The sequence below is a fragment of the Sphingomonas sp. TDK1 genome (genome assembly GCF_001650735.1).
In the GTDB taxonomy this organism is placed as follows: domain Bacteria; phylum Pseudomonadota; class Alphaproteobacteria; order Sphingomonadales; family Sphingomonadaceae; genus Sphingomonas.
This window is the reverse complement of the sequence record NZ_LXVY01000048.1, coordinates 132872-148828: the sequence shown is the minus strand read 5'-3', so window position 1 is coordinate 148828 and position 15957 is coordinate 132872. Positions and strand designations below refer to the sequence as shown.

The window sequence follows — 15957 nt, the reverse complement described above, 5'->3', positions numbered from 1 at the left end:
CCGGCGATGTACTGCGTCCAGTGCGAACAATCGAACAAGGGCGGCTGTGCTGCGAAGATAGGGTCTTGCGGCAAGACGGGGCAGGTCGCCGATCTTCAGGACGTGTTGTTGCGCGTGATGCAGGGTGTTTCGGTCTATGCCGATCGCGCGGCGGCGAAGGGCGCGCGGGACGAGGCGGTGGACGCCTTCACGCCCCATGCCTGGTTCACCACGCTGACCAACGTCAATTTCGACGAAACGCGCTTCATGCCGCTGATTGCCCGCGCGCTTTCGATGCGGGAACGGGCACGGCTGCTCGCGGAGGCGGTGGAGGCCGATCTCTCGTCGCTGCCCGAGCCCGCCGGCTGGAATCCGGGCACGACCCCGTCGGACCTGGCGGCGGCCGCGCCCCTCGCGGCGATCCAGCGCTTCATGGATCGCGACGGGCCCAGCATCGTCGGCCTTCGCAACCTGATCCTCTATGGGCTGAAGGGCACCGCGGCCTATGGCGAGCACGCCCGCGTGCTCGGCTTCGAGGATTGCGCGATCAGCGCCGAGTTTCACCGCATTGCCGCCTTCCTCGCCACCGACCCGACCGACATGGAGGCGTTGCTGGGCAATGCGCTGGCGATCGGCGCGCTCAACCTGAAGGTGATGGAGCTGCTCGATGCGGCCAACACCGGCCGCTTCGGCCACCCCGAGCCGACCGTGGTGCGGATGACGCCCCGTGCGGGCAAGTGCCTGCTCGTCTCCGGCCATGACATGGGCGATCTGGAGGCGATCCTCCAGCAGAGCGAGGGCACCGGCGTGCGGGTTTACACCCATGGCGAGCTGTTGCCCGCCAATGCCTATCCTGGCCTGAAGAAATATGCGCACCTCGCGGGCAATTATGGCGGCGCCTGGCAGGACCAGCAAAAGGACTTCGACGCCTTTCCCGGGGCCATCGTGATGACCTCCAACTGCCTGATCAACCCGAACCTGAAGGGCTATGCGGGCCGGATCTTCACGGCGGGGCCGGTGGGCTGGAGCGGGTTGCCGCACCTGACCGGCCAGGATTTCGCGCCGGCCATCGCCTGCGCGCTGGCCCAGCCCGGCTTCGCCGGGGATGCGCCGGAACAGGCCATCACCATCGGCTTCGCCCGCAATACGGTGATGGGCGTGGCGGACACGCTGCTCGGCATGATCGAAAGGGGCGAGGTGAAGAACCTGTTCCTGATCGGCGGCTGCGACGGTGCGCGACCGGGCCGCAACTATTTCCACGACCTTGCCATCGCGACCCCGCAGGACAGCCTGGTGCTGACGCTCGGCTGCGGCAAGTTCCGCTTCAATCGCGAGGAACTCGGTACGGTCAACGGCGTGCCGCGCGTGCTGGACATCGGCCAGTGCAACGATGCCTATTCGGCGATCCGTATCGCCACCGCCGTTGCCGAGGCGCTGAACGTCGGCGTCAACGACCTGCCGCTCCATTATGCGATCAGCTGGTTCGAGCAGAAGGCGACCGCGGTGCTGCTGACCATGCTGCATCTGGGGCTGCGGCGGATCCATCTGGGGCCGACGCTGCCGCAGTTCCTCACCCCCGAACTGCTCGGCATCCTGATCGACGCGTTCGACATCCGCCCGACCGGCGATGCCCGCGCCGACCTGGAGCAGATGCTGCAGGCGGCATGAGGGCGCGCCCGCCCGGTACGCCGTTCCTCGGGCGCACCGGGCGGGCATTGTTCATGCCGGGCCGCCGTCGAGATCGCCGACGCATTGCAGATCGGGTTCGGTCGCCGCCCTGTGAGCGAGGTCGCGGGCTTGTCGGGTGATGCCGGGCAGGAGCGAATCCGGCGCGAGGCCATAGCTCCGGATCCGGCGGACGGCCCAGCCATAATGGCGCGCGCCGGCCTCGCAGCTGTTGCTGCCCCCGTCGCTCACGCTCCAAACCTTGCGCCAGGGCGTTTTGCCCGTCCGTTCGAGCAGCGCCTGGAAGTCGCCCACCGCGCCCGTGCCCCGCACATAGGCGATCGCGCGCGGGCCCTTGTGAAACAGGCGAACGCTGCGGAAGGTGAAGCGCGCCGCCGGGCGATCGTCAGCACCATGCAGCGTCGCGACGATCGCCCGGCGCTCGGCGCTGCCGGGGGCGGGGGTGTAGATGCCGCGGGGCGGCGCCGGAGCGGCGGCGGCGAGGAGCAGGAGCGGCACGGCGAGGACGGGCAGGCGAGTCATCTGCCAGCAGGTAGCAGAAATTCCGCCGGGGAGGACCGGTGGATATTCTCCATCGCGCGAAAAGGGCGTAGCATTCGTCCATGGCCCGCACGATCACGCGCTATCGGGACTTTTGGCCCCATTATCTACGCGAGCACGCCAAGCCCGCGACGCGCAGGCTGCATTATATCGGCACCGCCCTGACCTTTGCCGCGCTGGCAGCGGGACTGCTGCTGAATGCCTGGTGGTTGATCGCCATTCCGCTTGCCGGCTACGGCTTTGCCTGGGGTGCGCATTTCGGGGTGGAGCGCAACCGCCCGGCGACCTTCACCTATCCGCTTTGGTCGCTGTTTTCCGATTACCGGATGTTCTTCCTGTGGATCGGCGGGCGGCTTGGGCCGCATCTGAAGCAGGCGGGCGTCGCCCGATAGATTGCGTTGCTTGCGTGGGCCGGGGGCGGGCTCCTATCTACGCGGCATGCACGTTTCCCAGAACACGCTCGCGCTCATCGGTAACACCCCGCTCGTCCGGCTGAAGGGCCCCAGCGACGAAACCGGCTGCGACATCTTCGCCAAGTGCGAATTCGCCAATCCCGGTGCATCGGTGAAGGATCGCGCGGCGCTGTACATCGTCAACGATGCCGAGGAGCGGGGCCTGCTCGCGCCGGGCGGCACGATCGTCGAGGGCACGGCCGGCAATACCGGCATCGGCCTCGCGCTGGTGGCGAACGCCAAGGGGTATCGCACGATCATCGTGATGCCCGAGACCCAATCGCGCGAGAAGATGGACACGTTGCGCGCACTCGGTGCCGAACTGGTGCTGGTGCCGGCGGCGCCCTATTCGAATCCCGGCCATTTCGTCCACACCAGCCGCCGCATCGCCGAGGAGACTCCGAACGCGATCTGGGCGAACCAGTTCGACAACATCGCCAACCGCAAGGCCCATATCTGCGGGACCGCCGAGGAGATCTGGACCCAGATGGACGGGCGGATCGACGGCTTCACCTGCGCGGCAGGCACCGGCGGCACCCTGGCCGGCGTGGGGATGGGGCTGAAGGCGAAGGACGAGAACGTCACCATCGCGCTCAGCGACCCGCATGGCGCGGCACTCTACGAATATTATGCCTGTGGCGAGCTGCGGGCGGAAGGTTCGTCGGTGGCCGAAGGAATCGGCCAGGGGCGGATCACCGGCAATCTCGAAGGCGCGCCGATCGACACGCAGTTCCGCATCTCCGACGACGAAGGCATGGTGTGGGTGCGCCGGTTGCTGAAGGAGGAGGGGCTGTGTCTGGGCCTGTCCTCCGGCATTAACGTCGCCGGCGCGGTGCGGCTCGCCAAGGCGTTGGGGCCGGGCAAGCGGGTGGCGACGATCTTGTGCGATACCGGCTTCCGCTACCTTTCCACGCTGTACAATCCGGCCTGGCTGGAGGCGAAAGGTCTGTCCGAACCTGTGGATTTGGCGGCACGCTGAGGCTTGGCTCGACAAGCGTGCACTTGCGCGTTACATTTATGCCACAGTCATGAAACTCGGTTCGCCTCAGGATCACGCCCAGGCCATGCAACGCATCCGCGTCGGCATGACCGGACTCGCGGCCGTCGTGCTGCTGATGGTGCTCGCCTTCGCGGTCTTCTCCTCGGTGAACCGCGAGGCGCCGGTGAGCGCGGCGGGTGCCTCCAACGCCGCGGTGGTGGCCAATCTGACCGGTGTCGACAACGCGGCCGCCGATCGCACCCATGACGAGCCGCTTGCCGAACTCGGCGTCGCGCCGAGCACGGATCCCGCGGATCCCACCGGCGCAGCCCAGGCGCGGGAACAGACTCACCGCCAGGAAGCTGCCGGCCACTGACTCGACGGGGGCGTGGGGGGATTCGCCGCCACTTTCGAGGCGCTCCCGGGATAGCCGGGGAAACGGCCCCACTTTTGGGGATCCCATGGGCGGCGCCGCGTGCCGAAATCCATCCAAAATTGAAAACTGCCCATATCCCAGAAGGTTGAGCGCTTCACCGCAGAAAAGTGGTGGTCGCCAGCCCGGCTGACCCGCGCGCATCGATCTCCTGGAAATTAAGCATTTTCCCACCACGCGCCCGCGCCCGGCAGGGGAGAAAGGTGAACGAATGGGGATCAATATGCGAAAAGCGGCCAGCTGTGGCGCTCGGTGGGTCAAATTCCCCTGCTATCCCCAACTCTCCCGTTGTTTCCCGTCCTATATTGTGATTAAAAGGGCACACTAAAGGGGGGCACGAACCCTTTTCTCCCGAACATCTCCAGCTGGGGCACGATCCGCGTGATTCCGGCGGCGGGAGAGTCGTGCCCGGCTTGGGGTTTGGCGTGGCAGACAGGGAGCTCTTCGAAGGATTTGCGCTCCAGGCGGTCGACCAGAAAGGTCGCGTCGCCATACCCGCAGACCTGCGCGCTGCCGCCGAGCGCAATTCGGACGTCCGCCAGATCGTCGTCGGCGTGCATGCGGAGGATTCGTGCCTCTCCGCGCACGATACCGGCTGGTCGCAGAAAAAGTATGATCGCATCGACAAGCTCGACCAGCAGGCGCTCGACCGGGGCGAACAGCCCAGCGCCGCGCCCAAGCGGCGCGCCTTCGGCATGGTCGAAAAGGCGCCGTATGACGACAGCGGCCGGTTCGTGCTGCCGCCCTTCTTCCGCGCCAAGGCCAAGATCCAGAAATGGGCATTCTTCGTCGGCAGCGGCGACACGTTCGACATCTGGGCGCCCGACGTGCTGCTCGCCGACGAAAAGGCCGACCCCGAACTCAAGGAAATCTGCGCGTTCCTGATGCAGCAAAAGGGGGCGATGTGACCGACGTCCCACACATTCCGGTGCTGCTCGACGAGGTGCTTGCAGCCCTCGCCATCGTGCCCGGCGAACGCCATGTCGACGGCACGTTCGGCGCCGGCGGCTACACGCGTGCCATGCTCGGTGCCGGCGCGGCGGTGGCAGCGTTCGACCGCGATCCGACTGCGATCGCGAACGGCGCGGCTCTGGTCGCGGAGAGCGAGGGCAAGCTCACCCTGATCCATGCGCCGTTCAGCTGCCTGGCGGAAGAGCTGGAGGCGCTCGGCCTGGCCCCGGTGGATGGCGTGGTGCTCGATATCGGGGTCTCTTCGATGCAGCTCGACCAGGCCGAGCGCGGCTTCTCGTTCCAGCAGGACGGGCCGCTCGACATGCGCATGGCGGGGGAAGGGATGAGCGCGGCCGACTGGCTCAACAGCGCCGACGAAGGCGAGATCGCCGATGTGCTGTTTCACTATGGCGAGGAGCCGCGCGCGCGCCGCGTGGCCAAGTTCATCGTGGAAGCGCGGCCGCTGACCCGCACGTCCGAACTCGCGGCCGTGGTGCGTCGCGCGCTCGGCTACCGGCCGCACGACAAGAAGGATCCGGCGACGCGGACCTTCCAGGCGGTGCGCATCCACATCAACCGCGAGCTGGACGAGCTGACCGATGTGCTGACGGCCGCCGAGCGCGTGCTGAAGCCCGGCGGGCGGCTGGTGGTGGTGAGTTTCCACAGCCTGGAGGACCGGCTGGTCAAGCGTTTCTTCCGCGAACGCAGCGGCAGCACGCCGGCGGGGTCGCGGCATCGCCCGGCGGTGGGGCCGCGGGCGGAACCGAGTTTTGAAACGCCCGCCAAGGCCGTGCGCCCTGGCGAGGCGGAGTTGGTGCGTAACCCACGCGCCCGATCGGCAACGCTGCGCGCGGCGCGGCGGACCGAGGCGGCGCCGTGGTCGGGTGAGGATAAGGTGTGATGGCAGTGCATGGCTTCAGGGGGCTTGGCTGGTTCCTGTGCGGCGTCATCGTTGCGCCGACCTGCTACATGGTGACGTCGCACGGCGCGGCGGAACGGGCGAAGCTGCGCGCGATGGACTCCGCCATCGTCCAGGCGCACAAGGACATTCGTGGCCTGGAGACCGAATTCGACACCCGCGCCAACATGGCCCAGATCGAGCGCTGGAACGGCGACGTGCTGGCGATGAATGCGCCGCAGCCGCAGCAATACCTCGCCAGCGCGAGCGGCCTGGCCGCGCTCGACCAGCCGGCCACGGCCGTGCCGTCTCCGGGCGGTGACGCCAAGGTGCAGACCGCCGCGCTCGTGATACCGACCGGCCAGCGGCCAGTGGAGACGGCGGCGGTGGCACCGGCGGCGCAACCGGTAGCAACCGCGGCGGCGGTGTCGACCAAGCCTGTCCCGGCCAAGCCGGTGGCGATGGCCGCTCTCGCCCCCGCGAAGGTGCCGGTCGTCAAGGCGCCGACCGCCAAGCCGGCAGCCTCCACCGTCGTGCGCGTGGCGCAGTCGGATACCAAGCCGGCGCAGGATCTCGGTCGCCTGATCCAGAAGATCGACAAGGCGCGGCTGGCGCAGCCGGATCGGCCGTTGCTGAGCGCCGCGACGATCAGCGACCTGCGGCGGGTGGCGAAGCGCGAGCAAACGGCGCAGCGATGATCGTCGTCGTCGCCCCTCCGGCGCGTGCGCGGGGATCGGGCGGTGGGCGCGAGGCGCTCGTCGCGGTGGCGCAGCTGCGCCTGATGATCCTCTCGATCCTGTTCGGCGCGGGGGTGCTGGCGATCCTGGTGAAGCTCGCCTTCCTGGCATTGTCGGCGGGGCCGGCGACCTCGCGCGACCTGTCCAACGCCCTGGTACCGGCGCGGGGCGACATCGTCGATCGCAACGGCACGCCGCTTGCCCGCAGCATCGATGCGTGGACGATCGCCATCCACCCCAACCAGGTGATCGGCGACAAGGTCGCGCTGGCCCAGAAGCTGGCGCAGCTGATGCCGGAGCGCAGCGAGCCGCAATATTATGCGCTGCTGAAGAGCGGCGGCGGCTTCGCCTTCCTGAAGCGTCGGGCACTGCCGGAGCTGGTCAACCAGGTGAATGCGCTGGGCGAGCCGGCGATCGAATTCCAGCGCGAGAACGACCGGCTGTATCCGCAGTCGGACATGGCGGCGCACGTGCTCGGCTATCTCGACGACAAGGGCCACGGCGTCACTGGCATGGAGAAGGTGCTCGAGAAGCGCCTGACCGACCCCGCGCTGCGGGGAAAGCCGGTGACGCTGTCGCTCGACGCGCGCGTGCAGGCGGCGCTGGAGAGCGAGCTTGGCCGCGCCATGGTGGACCTGCAGGCGCGCGGCGCCGCCGGCGTGGTGCTGGACGTGCACACCGGCGAGGTCGTCGCGATGACCTCGCTGCCGAGCTTCAATCCCAACCAGCTGAACGGGCCGCCGCCGCGCAACAACGTGACCCAGAGCGTGTACGAGCTGGGTTCGACCTTCAAGCCGATTGCGGTGGCGGCGGCGATCGATTCCGGCACGATCACCTCGATGTCGCGCCGCTTCGATGCGACCGCGCCGATGAAGGTCGGGCGCTTCACCATCCATGACGATCGCGGCGACGAGCAGTTTCGCTGGCTCAATATCCCGGAGACGCTGATCTATTCATCCAACATCGCCACTGCCCGGATCGCCGACGAACTGGGGGCGGAGAAGATGCAGGCGATGTTCCACCGCCTCGGTTTCGATCAGCGGCCGAGCATCGAGATCGGCGCCGTGCGCCCGCTCTGGCCGGCGAATTGGGGGCGCATCACGGTGATGACCACCGCCTATGGCCATGGCATCGCGGTGACCCCGCTCCATCTCGCCGCCGCCTATGCCGCCATGGTCAATGGCGGCGTCTGGCATCCCGCTACGCTGATGAAGGTAGATGCCGAGCATCCCGCGCAGGGCCGCCGCGTGCTCCAGGAATCGACCAGCTACCGGATGCGACAGCTGCTGCGGCTGATCGTGCTGAAGGGCACCGGCCGCAAGGGTGAGTCGCCGGGCTACCGCGTCGCAGGCAAGACCGGCACCGCCGAGGCGGCGAGCGAGGGCGGCTACGACCACCACCGCAACGTCTCCACCTTCGCGGCGGCTTTCCCCGTCGACGCACCGCGCTATGTGGTGGTCGCCATGCTCGACTCGCCCAAGGCCAATGCCAATACGCCGCGCACCACCGCGGCCTGGACCGTCGCGCCGGTCGTCTCGCGCGTGATTTCGCGCACCGGCGCCATTCTGGGCATCGCGCCCGACAATGCCAAGGACATCGACGAGAGCGAGCTGCTGCCGCTGGTCGATCGTTCCCCGGAGCCGAAAGCGACAGCCGAATGAAACTGGGACCATTGATCGGCGGCGCGGAAGGCGCGGTCGTAACCGGATTCGCGATCGATCACCGCAAGGTCGCGCCGGGGACGATCTTCGGTGCGTTCGAAGGCGCGCGGGTGAACGGCGAGGACTTCATCGAGGCCGCCGTGCAGGCCGGCGCCATCGCCGTGGTGGCCCGGCCGGAGGCGAAGGTGACAGGTGCGGTGCACATCGCCGACGCCAACCCGCGCCAGCGCTTCGCAAGTCTGGCGTCGCAGTTCTTCGCGCCGTTCCCGGCCGTCACTGCGGCAGTGACCGGCACCAACGGCAAGACCTCCACTGTCGAGATGACCCGCCAGCTTTGGCGGATGGCCGGTTTCCATGCCGCCTCGATCGGCACGCTGGGGGTTACGACGGCGGACGAGCGCGTCTCCACCGGGCTGACCACGCCGGATGTCGTGACCTTTCTGTCCAACGTCGCCGGGCTGGCGCGCGAGGGCGTGACGCACGTCGCGTTCGAGGCCTCGTCGCACGGGCTTTCGCAATACCGCACCGAGGGGCTGCCGGTGCGCGCGGCGGCCTTCACCAATCTCAGCCGCGATCACCTCGATTACCATGGCGACATGGCCACCTATTTCACCGCCAAGATGCGCCTCTTCGCCGAGGTGCTGGCGGAGGACGGCACCGCCGTGGTGTGGGCGGACGATCCGCATGCGCCGCGGGTCGAGGACCTCGCGCGGATGCGGGGCAACCGGCTGATCACGGTGGGCGAGCATGGCAAGACGCTGCGGCTGGCCTCGCGCACGCCCTCGCTGCTCGGCCAGACGCTGGAGATCGAAGCGGAGGACAAGCTGCATATCGTGCGGCTGCCGCTGATCGGCGCCTATCAGGCAGCAAACGCGCTGACCGCGGCGGGCCTGGTGATCGCAACCGGCGGCGATGTCGGCGCGACCCTCGCCAACTGCGCGCGGCTGCAGCCGGTGCACGGGCGGCTGGAGCGGGCGGTGATCGCTGCCAATGGCGCACCGGTCTATGTCGATTATGCGCACACGCCCGATGCGTTGGAGGCGGCGATCGCGGCGCTGAAGCCGCATACCGATGGTCGGCTGATCCTGGTGCTCGGTGCTGGCGGCGACCGCGATCCCGGCAAGCGCCAGCTGATGGGGCAGGTGGCGGCTTCGGGGGCCGACGTAGCGATCGTCACGGATGACAATCCGCGCACCGAGGATCCGGCCGAGATCCGCCGTGCGATCCTCACGGGCGCCCCGGACGCGATGGAAATCGGCGACCGCCGCGCGGCGATTGCCGCGGCGATCGCGATGGCCGAACCGCACGACATCGTGCTGGTCGCCGGCAAGGGGCATGAGCAGGGGCAGATCGTCGGCGAGATGGTGCTGCCGTTCGACGACGTCGCCGTTGCGCGGGAGTGCGCGGCGTGAGCGCGGGAGCGATGAGCCGTCAGCTTTGGACCTCCGGGGAAATCGCCACCGCCGCGCAGGGCACCGCATCGGCGGACTTTGCCGTTTCCGGCGTGGCGTTCGACTCCCGTGAGGTCGGCCCGGGCGATCTGTTCCTTGCGCTGAAGGGCGAGAGCACCGACGGGCACCGCTTTCTCGATCAGGCCTTCGCGCAAGGCGCGGCGGGTGCGGTGGTATCGGATGCGACCGACCATCCGAGTGTCCGCGTCGCCGATACCACCGCCGCGCTGAACGCGCTGGGCGCCGCTTCCCGCGAGCGCTCCTCGGCCAAGATCATCGGCGTCACCGGCTCGGTCGGCAAGACGGGCACCAAGGAGGCGCTGTTCGCCGCGCTCGACCGGATCGATCCCGGCTGCGCGCACCGCTCGGTCAAGAGCTACAACAACCATACCGGCGTGCCGCTGAGTCTGGCCCGCATGCCGCGCGAGACGCGCTACGGCGTGTTCGAAATGGGCATGAACCACGCCGGTGAACTGGCGCAGCTGACCCGGCTGGTGCGGCCGCACGTCGCCATCGTCACCGCGATCGCGCCCGCGCATCTCGGCTTTTTCGACAGCGTGGAAGCCATTGCCGACGCCAAGGGCGAGATCTTCCGGGGACTGGAGCCGGGCGGCACCGCGATCGTGCCGTTCGACAGCCCGTATCGCGCGCGGTTGCTGGACGCAGCAAGGCCCCATGCCGGCAAGGTCGTCACCTTCGGGTTCGGGGCGGGCGCCGACTATCGCGCGGTCGAGACGATGCGGGCGCGGAGCGGCGGCACCTTCGTCATGGCCCGTTTCGGCGACCGCGAGCTGAGCTTCACCATCTCCCAGCCGGGCGAACATTGGGTCTCCAACGCCATGGCGATCCTCGCCGCCGTCGACGCCGTCGGCGGCGATCTGGAGGTCGCGGGGCTGGCGCTGGCCGAGCTTGGCGGGCTCGCCGGGCGGGGTGCGCGGATGCGCGTGCCGGTGGGCGACGGCACCGCGCTGGTGATCGATGAAAGCTACAACGCCAATCCCAGTTCGATGCGCGCGACGCTGAAGGTGCTGGCCGCGGAGCCGGGCCGCCACATCGCCGTGCTGGGCGAGATGCGCGAGCTGGGCGATCACGCAGATGCGCTGCACGCCGAACTGGCCGATCCGATCGCGGAGGCCGGGGTGAGCCGAGCCATTTTGGTGGGCGAAGCGATGGCACCGCTGGCCGCCGCGCTTGAGGGGCAGCTGGATTTCGTCCATGTGGCCGATGCTGCGGCCGCGAAGGGCGCGCTCGAATCGATGCTCGCGCCCGGCGACGCGGTTCTCATCAAAGGGTCGAACGGCGTGCGGCTGGCGACGATCGTCGCGGCGCTGGCGGAAAGGCAATCATGCTCTATCTGATCGCGGAGCAGCTGGGTTTTCCCGGCGTCCTCAATCTCTTCCGGTACCTCTCGTTCCGCACCGGCGGTGCGGTGGCGACCGCGCTGCTGATCGGATTGCTGATCGGGCCGAAGTTCATCGGCTGGCTGCGCCTGCGCCAGGGCAAGGGGCAGCCGATCCGTACCGACGGACCGCAGAGCCACCTCGCCAAGCGCGGCACGCCGACGATGGGCGGACTGATGATCCTGACCAGCCTGACGCTGGCGCTGCTGATCTGGATGGACCTGCGCAACGCCTATGTCTGGGCGTGCATGTTCGTCACGCTCGGCTTCGGCGTGATCGGCTTCCTTGACGATTACGACAAGGTGCGGAAGCAGAAGACCGCGGGCGTCTCGGGCAAGGTGCGGCTGATCGGCGAGTTCCTGATCGCCGGAATCGCCAGCGCTATCATCCTGTTCGCCGAGGGCAATACCCAGCTTTACGTGCCCTTCTTCAGCTGGGTGCATCCGGACCTCGGCTATTTCTACATCGCCTTCGCGGCGTTCACGATCGTGGCGTTCGGCAATGCGGTGAACCTCACCGACGGGCTCGACGGCCTGGCGACGATGCCGGTGGTGATCGCGGGCATGGCGTTCATGTTGATCGCGTACCTCGCGGGCAACAAGATCTACGCGACCTATCTCGGCATCCCGCATGTTCCGGGGGCGGGCGACCTCGCCATCTTCTGCGGCGCGATGATCGGGGCGGGGCTCGCCTTCCTGTGGTTCAATGCGCCCCCGGCGGCGGTGTTCATGGGCGATACCGGCAGCCTGGCGCTGGGCGGGGCGATCGGCACGATCGCCGTCACCACCCACCATGAGCTGGTGCTCGGCATCATCGGCGGCCTGTTCGTGATGGAGGCGCTGAGCGTCATCATCCAGGTGTTCTTCTTCAAGCGCACCGGCAAGCGGGTGTTCCGCATGGCGCCGATCCACCACCATTTCGAACAGCTGGGCTGGTCGGAGCCGACGGTCGTGATCCGCTTCTGGATCATCGCCTTCGTGCTGGCGCTGGCCGGCCTCGCGACGCTCAAGCTGCGGTGATCACCAGCCCCGCCTGGCGCGGCAAACGCTTCGCGGTGCTCGGGCTCGCACGCTCGGGTGCTGCGACCGTGCGCGCGTTGCTGGCGAGTGGGGCGGAAGTGCTGGCGTGGGATTCGAACGAAGCGGCGCGGGATGCGCTCGCTAAAGCCCCTCCCCTTGAGGGGAGGGGTTTGGGGTGGGGCAGTGTCTCACCGAGACCAACCGACGTTCTGGAATCCCTCCACCCCAACCCCTCCTCCAAGGAGGAGGGGCTATTCGCGTTCGCCGACCCGCTGGAAGCTGATCTCACCGGTTTCGCGGGCATGGTCGTCTCCCCCGGCGTGCCGCTCAACCGGCACCCGATCGCGCCGCATGCCCGCGCGGCCGGCGTGCCGCTGATCGGTGACATCGAGCTGTTCGCACAGGCGCGCGCCACTCTGCCGGCGCACCATGTGGTCGGCATCACCGGCACCAACGGCAAGTCGACCACCACCGCGCTGATCCACCACATTATCGAAACAGCGGGCATCCCGACGCGCCTCGGCGGCAATATCGGGCTGCCGATCCTGGGGCAGGAGCCGCTCCCGGACGGCGGCGTCTACGTCCTCGAACTCTCCAGCTACCAGATCGACCTGACCCACAGCCTCGACTGCGACGTCGCGGTGCTGCTCAACATCACCCCCGACCATCTCGACCGCTATGAAGGCTTCGAGGGCTATGCCGCGTCCAAGGCGCGGCTGTTCGCGATGCAGAGCAAGGGCCATGCGGCGATTATCGGCATCGGCGACGCCGCCTCGGCGACCATCGCCCGCCAGGTCGCGCTGTCCGGCCGCAGCGAGGACGTGACCAAGATCGCGCCGGGCGTGTGCATGGACCAGTCGCGATGGCCCGCGCTGCAGGGCCCGCACAACGCCCAGAACGCGCTCGCCGCGATCGCTGCCTGCGAGGCGCTCGGCATCGACCGTACCGCGATCGACAAGGGGCTCGAAACCTTCCCCGGCCTGCCGCACCGCATGGAGCGGATCGCGACGCGGGGCGGCGTGCTGTTCGTCAACGACAGCAAGGCGACCAACCCGGAATCGACCGCGCCCGCGCTGTCGGCCTTCCCGCGCATCCACTGGATCCTCGGCGGCGTCGCCAAGACCGACAGCCTGGAGGCGTGCCGACCCGGCTTCGGCCATGTCGTCCGCGCCTATACGATCGGCGAGGCCGGGCCGCTGTTCGCTGGCCTGCTGGAGGGCGACATGGCCGTCGAGCAATCCGGCACGCTGGACGCCGCCGTCCGCGCCGCCGCCGCCCATGCCCAGCCGGGCGAGGCGGTGCTGCTCTCGCCGGCCTGCGCCTCGTTCGACCAGTTTCGCGATTTCGAGGCGCGCGGCGATGCCTTCCGTGCGGCGGTGGAGGCGCTCGGGTGAGCCGCCAGTCCGGGGACGTGGAAGAGAAACACGCCGGCCTACCGCGCATCTCGAACCAGCTCAGCCGCGCCAGCAAGTCGCGCGCGGGCATGTGGTTCTGGGAAGTGGACCGCGTGCTGCTGTTCCTCCCGCTGTTGCTGATCGCGATCGGGCTGGTGGCGGTCGCCGCCGCCTCGCCCGCGACCGCGCGGCGCTATTCGGATGCGGCGCATATCGTCCAGCCGATGTATTATTTCTGGCGGCAGCTGATGTGGGTGTGCATCTGCGTGCCGGTGCTGATCATCGTCTCGATGCTCCCGACCTCGGCGGCGCGTCGGCTGTCGCTTGCCGGGGCGGTGGTATTTCTCGGCCTCATGATGTTGCTGCCGATCATCGGGCACGAGGTGAACGGCGCCAAGCGCTGGATCAGCCTCGGCATCTCCGATCTCCAGCCATCCGAGTTTCTCAAGCCGCTGTTCATCGTGTCGACCGCCTGGATCCTGTCGTTTCGCGCCAAGGATCCCGAGCTGCCGGTGATGATCGTCACCGGTGCGATCACTGCGCTGATCGCAGTGCTGCTGATGCTCCAGCCCGATTTCGGCCAGACGATCCTGTTCGGCACGGTGTGGGTGATCCTGCTGATGCTTTCCGGCATCTCGCCTGCCGCGATCGCCGGGCTGGGCGGGGTGGCGGTCGGCGGCGTGGTCGCGGCCTACCTCTTCTACGGTACCGCGCGCACCCGCATCGACAATTTCCTGTTCCCCACCAAGGAAGCCGCGCTCGCCGATCGCTACCAGGTGGAGATGGCGCATGACACGCTCACCGCCGGGGGGCTGTTCGGCGCCGGGCCGGGCAGCGGCCAGATCAAGTTCCGCCTGCCCGAGGCGCATACCGATTACATCTTCTCGGTGATCGGCGAGGAGTTCGGGTTGATCGCCTGCGCGGTGATCGTGCTGCTCTATCTCGCCATCGTCGTCCGCGTGCTGATGAAGCTGCTCGATGAGGAGGATCCGTTCCGGCTGCTCGCGGCGGCGGGGCTCGCCTCGCAGTTCGGCGTGCAGGCGCTGATCAACATGGCGGTAAACACCGGCATTGCGCCGTCCAAGGGCATGACGCTGCCGTTCATCAGCTATGGCGGCTCCTCCATGATTGCGCTTTCGATCGGCTATGGGCTGCTGCTCGCTTTCACGCGCCGAAACCCGTATCTGAAGCGGTCTCCCTATACCGGCCGCTGGAGCAAAGCCGCATGACCGAACGCCGTAGTTACGTCCTCGCCGCCGGGGGCACCGGCGGGCACATGGTGCCCGCGGCCGCGCTGGCGGTGGAGCTCGCACGGCGCGGGCATCAGGTGGCGCTGGTCAGCGACGAGCGCGGCGTGCGTTTTCCCGGCCTGTTCGAGGGCGTCGAGACGCATGTGCTGCCTGCCGGACGGCTGGGCGGCGGGCCGATCGGCTATCTCAAGGCGGCGCGGCAGATGATGGCGGGCCGGGCGATGGCGCGAAAGCTCTACAAGCAGCTGCGCCCCGCCGCGGTGATCGGCTTTGGCGGCTATCCCGCCTTCCCGGCGCTGCTGGCGGCGTTCAGCGCGCGTATTCCCACCGTGATCCACGAGCAGAATGCGGTGCTGGGACGGGTCAACCGGCTGGTCGCAGGACGGGTGGCGGCGATCGCCACCTCCTATGACAAGGTCGAGCGGATGAAGCCCGGCTGGGAGGCCAAGACCCATCTCACCGGCAATCCGGTGCGCGAGGCGGTGCTGGCGCTGCGCGCCAAGCCCTATCCGATGCTGGAGGAAGACGGGCTGTTCCGCGTGCTGGTGACCGGCGGCAGCCAGGGCGCCTCGATCCTCAGCCAAGTGGTGCCCGATGGGCTCGCGCTGCTGCCGGTGCATTTCCGCCGGCGGCTGCAGGTGACGCACCAGGCGCGCATCGAGGACATCGAGATGGTCCGCGCCAAATATCAGCAACACGAGATCCCCGCCGAGGTCGCGACCTATCTGCCCGACATGCCCGAGCGGTTGGCCTGGGCGCATCTGGTGATCGCGCGGGCAGGGGCCTCGACCATCGCCGAACTGACTGCCGCCGGTCGCCCGGCGATCCTGGTGCCGTTGCCCAGCGCCACCGACGATCACCAGACGGCGAACGCGCGCGAGATCACCGAGGCAGGCGGCGCGCGGACCATCCCGCAGCGCGCCTTTACCGCGCCCGAGCTCGCCAAGCAGATGCAGAAACTGGGGCTCGATACCAAGGCGCTGGAGAATGCGGCGGCGCGCGCGCGCGGCGTCGGCCGGCCCGACGCGGTGCGCGACCTGGCCGATCTCGTCGAATCCATCCACGCGCCAAAGGCGCCTGCCGGTCGCCCGGCAAAGATCATCAACGGAAGGCCTGCTTTTGCGTAA

At 68.3% G+C, this 15957-nt stretch carries 15 protein-coding genes; 14 read left to right on the top strand and 1 reads right to left on the bottom strand.

The features are described 5' to 3' along the window. Positions 1-6: 6 nt before the first annotated feature. A complete protein-coding gene (gene hcp / locus A7X12_RS23685) occupies positions 7-1647 on the top strand; it encodes a hydroxylamine reductase (protein ID WP_064313891.1) in 1641 nt (546 codons plus the stop codon). A gap of 51 nt (positions 1648-1698) precedes the next feature. On the opposite strand, the gene A7X12_RS23680 is transcribed toward hcp, so the two are convergent. Further along, a complete protein-coding gene (locus A7X12_RS23680) occupies positions 1699-2187 on the bottom strand; it encodes a hypothetical protein (RefSeq protein ID WP_064313890.1) in 489 nt (162 codons plus the stop codon). 80 nt (positions 2188-2267) lie between these two features. Here A7X12_RS23680 and A7X12_RS23675 point away from each other — a divergent pair, with 80 nt between their 5' ends. The 13 genes from A7X12_RS23675 (at position 2268) to murG (ending at position 15957) form a co-directional block, all read left to right on the top strand. Next, entirely contained in the window at positions 2268-2597 is a 330-nt protein-coding gene (locus A7X12_RS23675; protein WP_064313889.1) for a DUF962 domain-containing protein, read from the top strand. Between the two features lie 46 nt (positions 2598-2643). Continuing rightward, complete coding sequence (locus tag A7X12_RS23670) at positions 2644-3636, top strand: cysteine synthase A (RefSeq protein WP_064313888.1); 993 nt, start codon at positions 2644-2646, stop codon at positions 3634-3636. 85 nt (positions 3637-3721) lie between these two features. Further along, the gene (locus A7X12_RS23665) at positions 3722-4012 is read left to right on the top strand and encodes a hypothetical protein (protein WP_084446105.1); all 291 of its coding nucleotides are present in this window, start codon (positions 3722-3724) and stop codon (positions 4010-4012) included. A 482-nt stretch (positions 4013-4494) separates the two neighbouring features. After that, a complete protein-coding gene (locus tag A7X12_RS23660; RefSeq protein ID WP_064313886.1) occupies positions 4495-4977 on the top strand; it encodes a division/cell wall cluster transcriptional repressor MraZ in 483 nt (160 codons plus the stop codon). Then, complete coding sequence (rsmH, locus tag A7X12_RS23655; protein ID WP_084446033.1) at positions 4974-5921, top strand: 16S rRNA (cytosine(1402)-N(4))-methyltransferase RsmH; 948 nt, start codon at positions 4974-4976, stop codon at positions 5919-5921. The genes A7X12_RS23660 and rsmH overlap by 4 nt, the downstream gene beginning before the upstream one ends. Further along, a complete protein-coding gene (locus A7X12_RS23650; protein WP_064313884.1) occupies positions 5921-6616 on the top strand; it encodes a hypothetical protein in 696 nt (231 codons plus the stop codon). The genes rsmH and A7X12_RS23650 overlap by 1 nt, the downstream gene beginning before the upstream one ends. Next, positions 6613-8316 (top strand): peptidoglycan D,D-transpeptidase FtsI family protein, encoded by a 1704-nt coding sequence (locus A7X12_RS23645; RefSeq protein ID WP_064313883.1) that lies wholly within the window; start codon positions 6613-6615, stop codon positions 8314-8316. The genes A7X12_RS23650 and A7X12_RS23645 overlap by 4 nt, the downstream gene beginning before the upstream one ends. Further along, the gene (locus A7X12_RS23640; RefSeq protein WP_064313882.1) at positions 8313-9728 is read left to right on the top strand and encodes a UDP-N-acetylmuramoyl-L-alanyl-D-glutamate--2,6-diaminopimelate ligase; all 1416 of its coding nucleotides are present in this window, start codon (positions 8313-8315) and stop codon (positions 9726-9728) included. Before A7X12_RS23645 ends, A7X12_RS23640 begins: the two co-directional genes overlap by 4 nt. Positions 9729-9739: 11 nt before the next feature. After that, on the top strand, positions 9740-11125 hold the full coding sequence (locus A7X12_RS23635) for a UDP-N-acetylmuramoyl-tripeptide--D-alanyl-D-alanine ligase (protein WP_064314115.1): 1386 nt from the start codon (positions 9740-9742) through the stop codon (positions 11123-11125). Next, entirely contained in the window at positions 11113-12186 is a 1074-nt protein-coding gene (mraY, locus tag A7X12_RS23630; protein WP_064313881.1) for a phospho-N-acetylmuramoyl-pentapeptide-transferase, read from the top strand. The genes A7X12_RS23635 and mraY overlap by 13 nt, the downstream gene beginning before the upstream one ends. Next, positions 12183-13580, top strand: coding sequence for a UDP-N-acetylmuramoyl-L-alanine--D-glutamate ligase (gene murD / locus A7X12_RS23625; RefSeq protein WP_084446030.1), 1398 nt, complete (start codon positions 12183-12185; stop codon positions 13578-13580). Before mraY ends, murD begins: the two co-directional genes overlap by 4 nt. Next, positions 13577-14809 (top strand): FtsW/RodA/SpoVE family cell cycle protein, encoded by a 1233-nt coding sequence (locus A7X12_RS23620; RefSeq protein ID WP_064313879.1) that lies wholly within the window; start codon positions 13577-13579, stop codon positions 14807-14809. Before murD ends, A7X12_RS23620 begins: the two co-directional genes overlap by 4 nt. Then, the gene (murG, locus tag A7X12_RS23615) at positions 14806-15957 is read left to right on the top strand and encodes an undecaprenyldiphospho-muramoylpentapeptide beta-N-acetylglucosaminyltransferase (protein WP_064313878.1); all 1152 of its coding nucleotides are present in this window, start codon (positions 14806-14808) and stop codon (positions 15955-15957) included. Before A7X12_RS23620 ends, murG begins: the two co-directional genes overlap by 4 nt.

Bases quoted from the DNA above. Each gene is read 5' to 3' on its own strand.
- mraY (WP_064313881.1), top strand. From the start codon at position 11,113: ATGCTCTATCTGATCGCGGAGCAGCTGGGTTTTCCCGGCGTCCTCAAT.
- A7X12_RS23680 (WP_064313890.1), bottom strand. From the start codon at position 2,187: ATGACTCGCCTGCCCGTCCTCGCCGTGCCGCTCCTGCTCCTCGCCGCC.
- A7X12_RS23675 (WP_064313889.1), top strand. From the start codon at position 2,268: ATGGCCCGCACGATCACGCGCTATCGGGACTTTTGGCCCCATTATCTA.
- A7X12_RS23645 (WP_064313883.1), top strand. From the start codon at position 6,613: ATGATCGTCGTCGTCGCCCCTCCGGCGCGTGCGCGGGGATCGGGCGGT.
- A7X12_RS23635 (WP_064314115.1), top strand. From the start codon at position 9,740: ATGAGCCGTCAGCTTTGGACCTCCGGGGAAATCGCCACCGCCGCGCAG.
- A7X12_RS23665 (WP_084446105.1), top strand. From the start codon at position 3,722: ATGCAACGCATCCGCGTCGGCATGACCGGACTCGCGGCCGTCGTGCTG.
- murG (WP_064313878.1), top strand. From the start codon at position 14,806: ATGACCGAACGCCGTAGTTACGTCCTCGCCGCCGGGGGCACCGGCGGG.
- A7X12_RS23670 (WP_064313888.1), top strand. From the start codon at position 2,644: ATGCACGTTTCCCAGAACACGCTCGCGCTCATCGGTAACACCCCGCTC.
- A7X12_RS23640 (WP_064313882.1), top strand. From the start codon at position 8,313: ATGAAACTGGGACCATTGATCGGCGGCGCGGAAGGCGCGGTCGTAACC.
- A7X12_RS23650 (WP_064313884.1), top strand. From the start codon at position 5,921: ATGGCAGTGCATGGCTTCAGGGGGCTTGGCTGGTTCCTGTGCGGCGTC.
- hcp (WP_064313891.1), top strand. From the start codon at position 7: ATGTACTGCGTCCAGTGCGAACAATCGAACAAGGGCGGCTGTGCTGCG.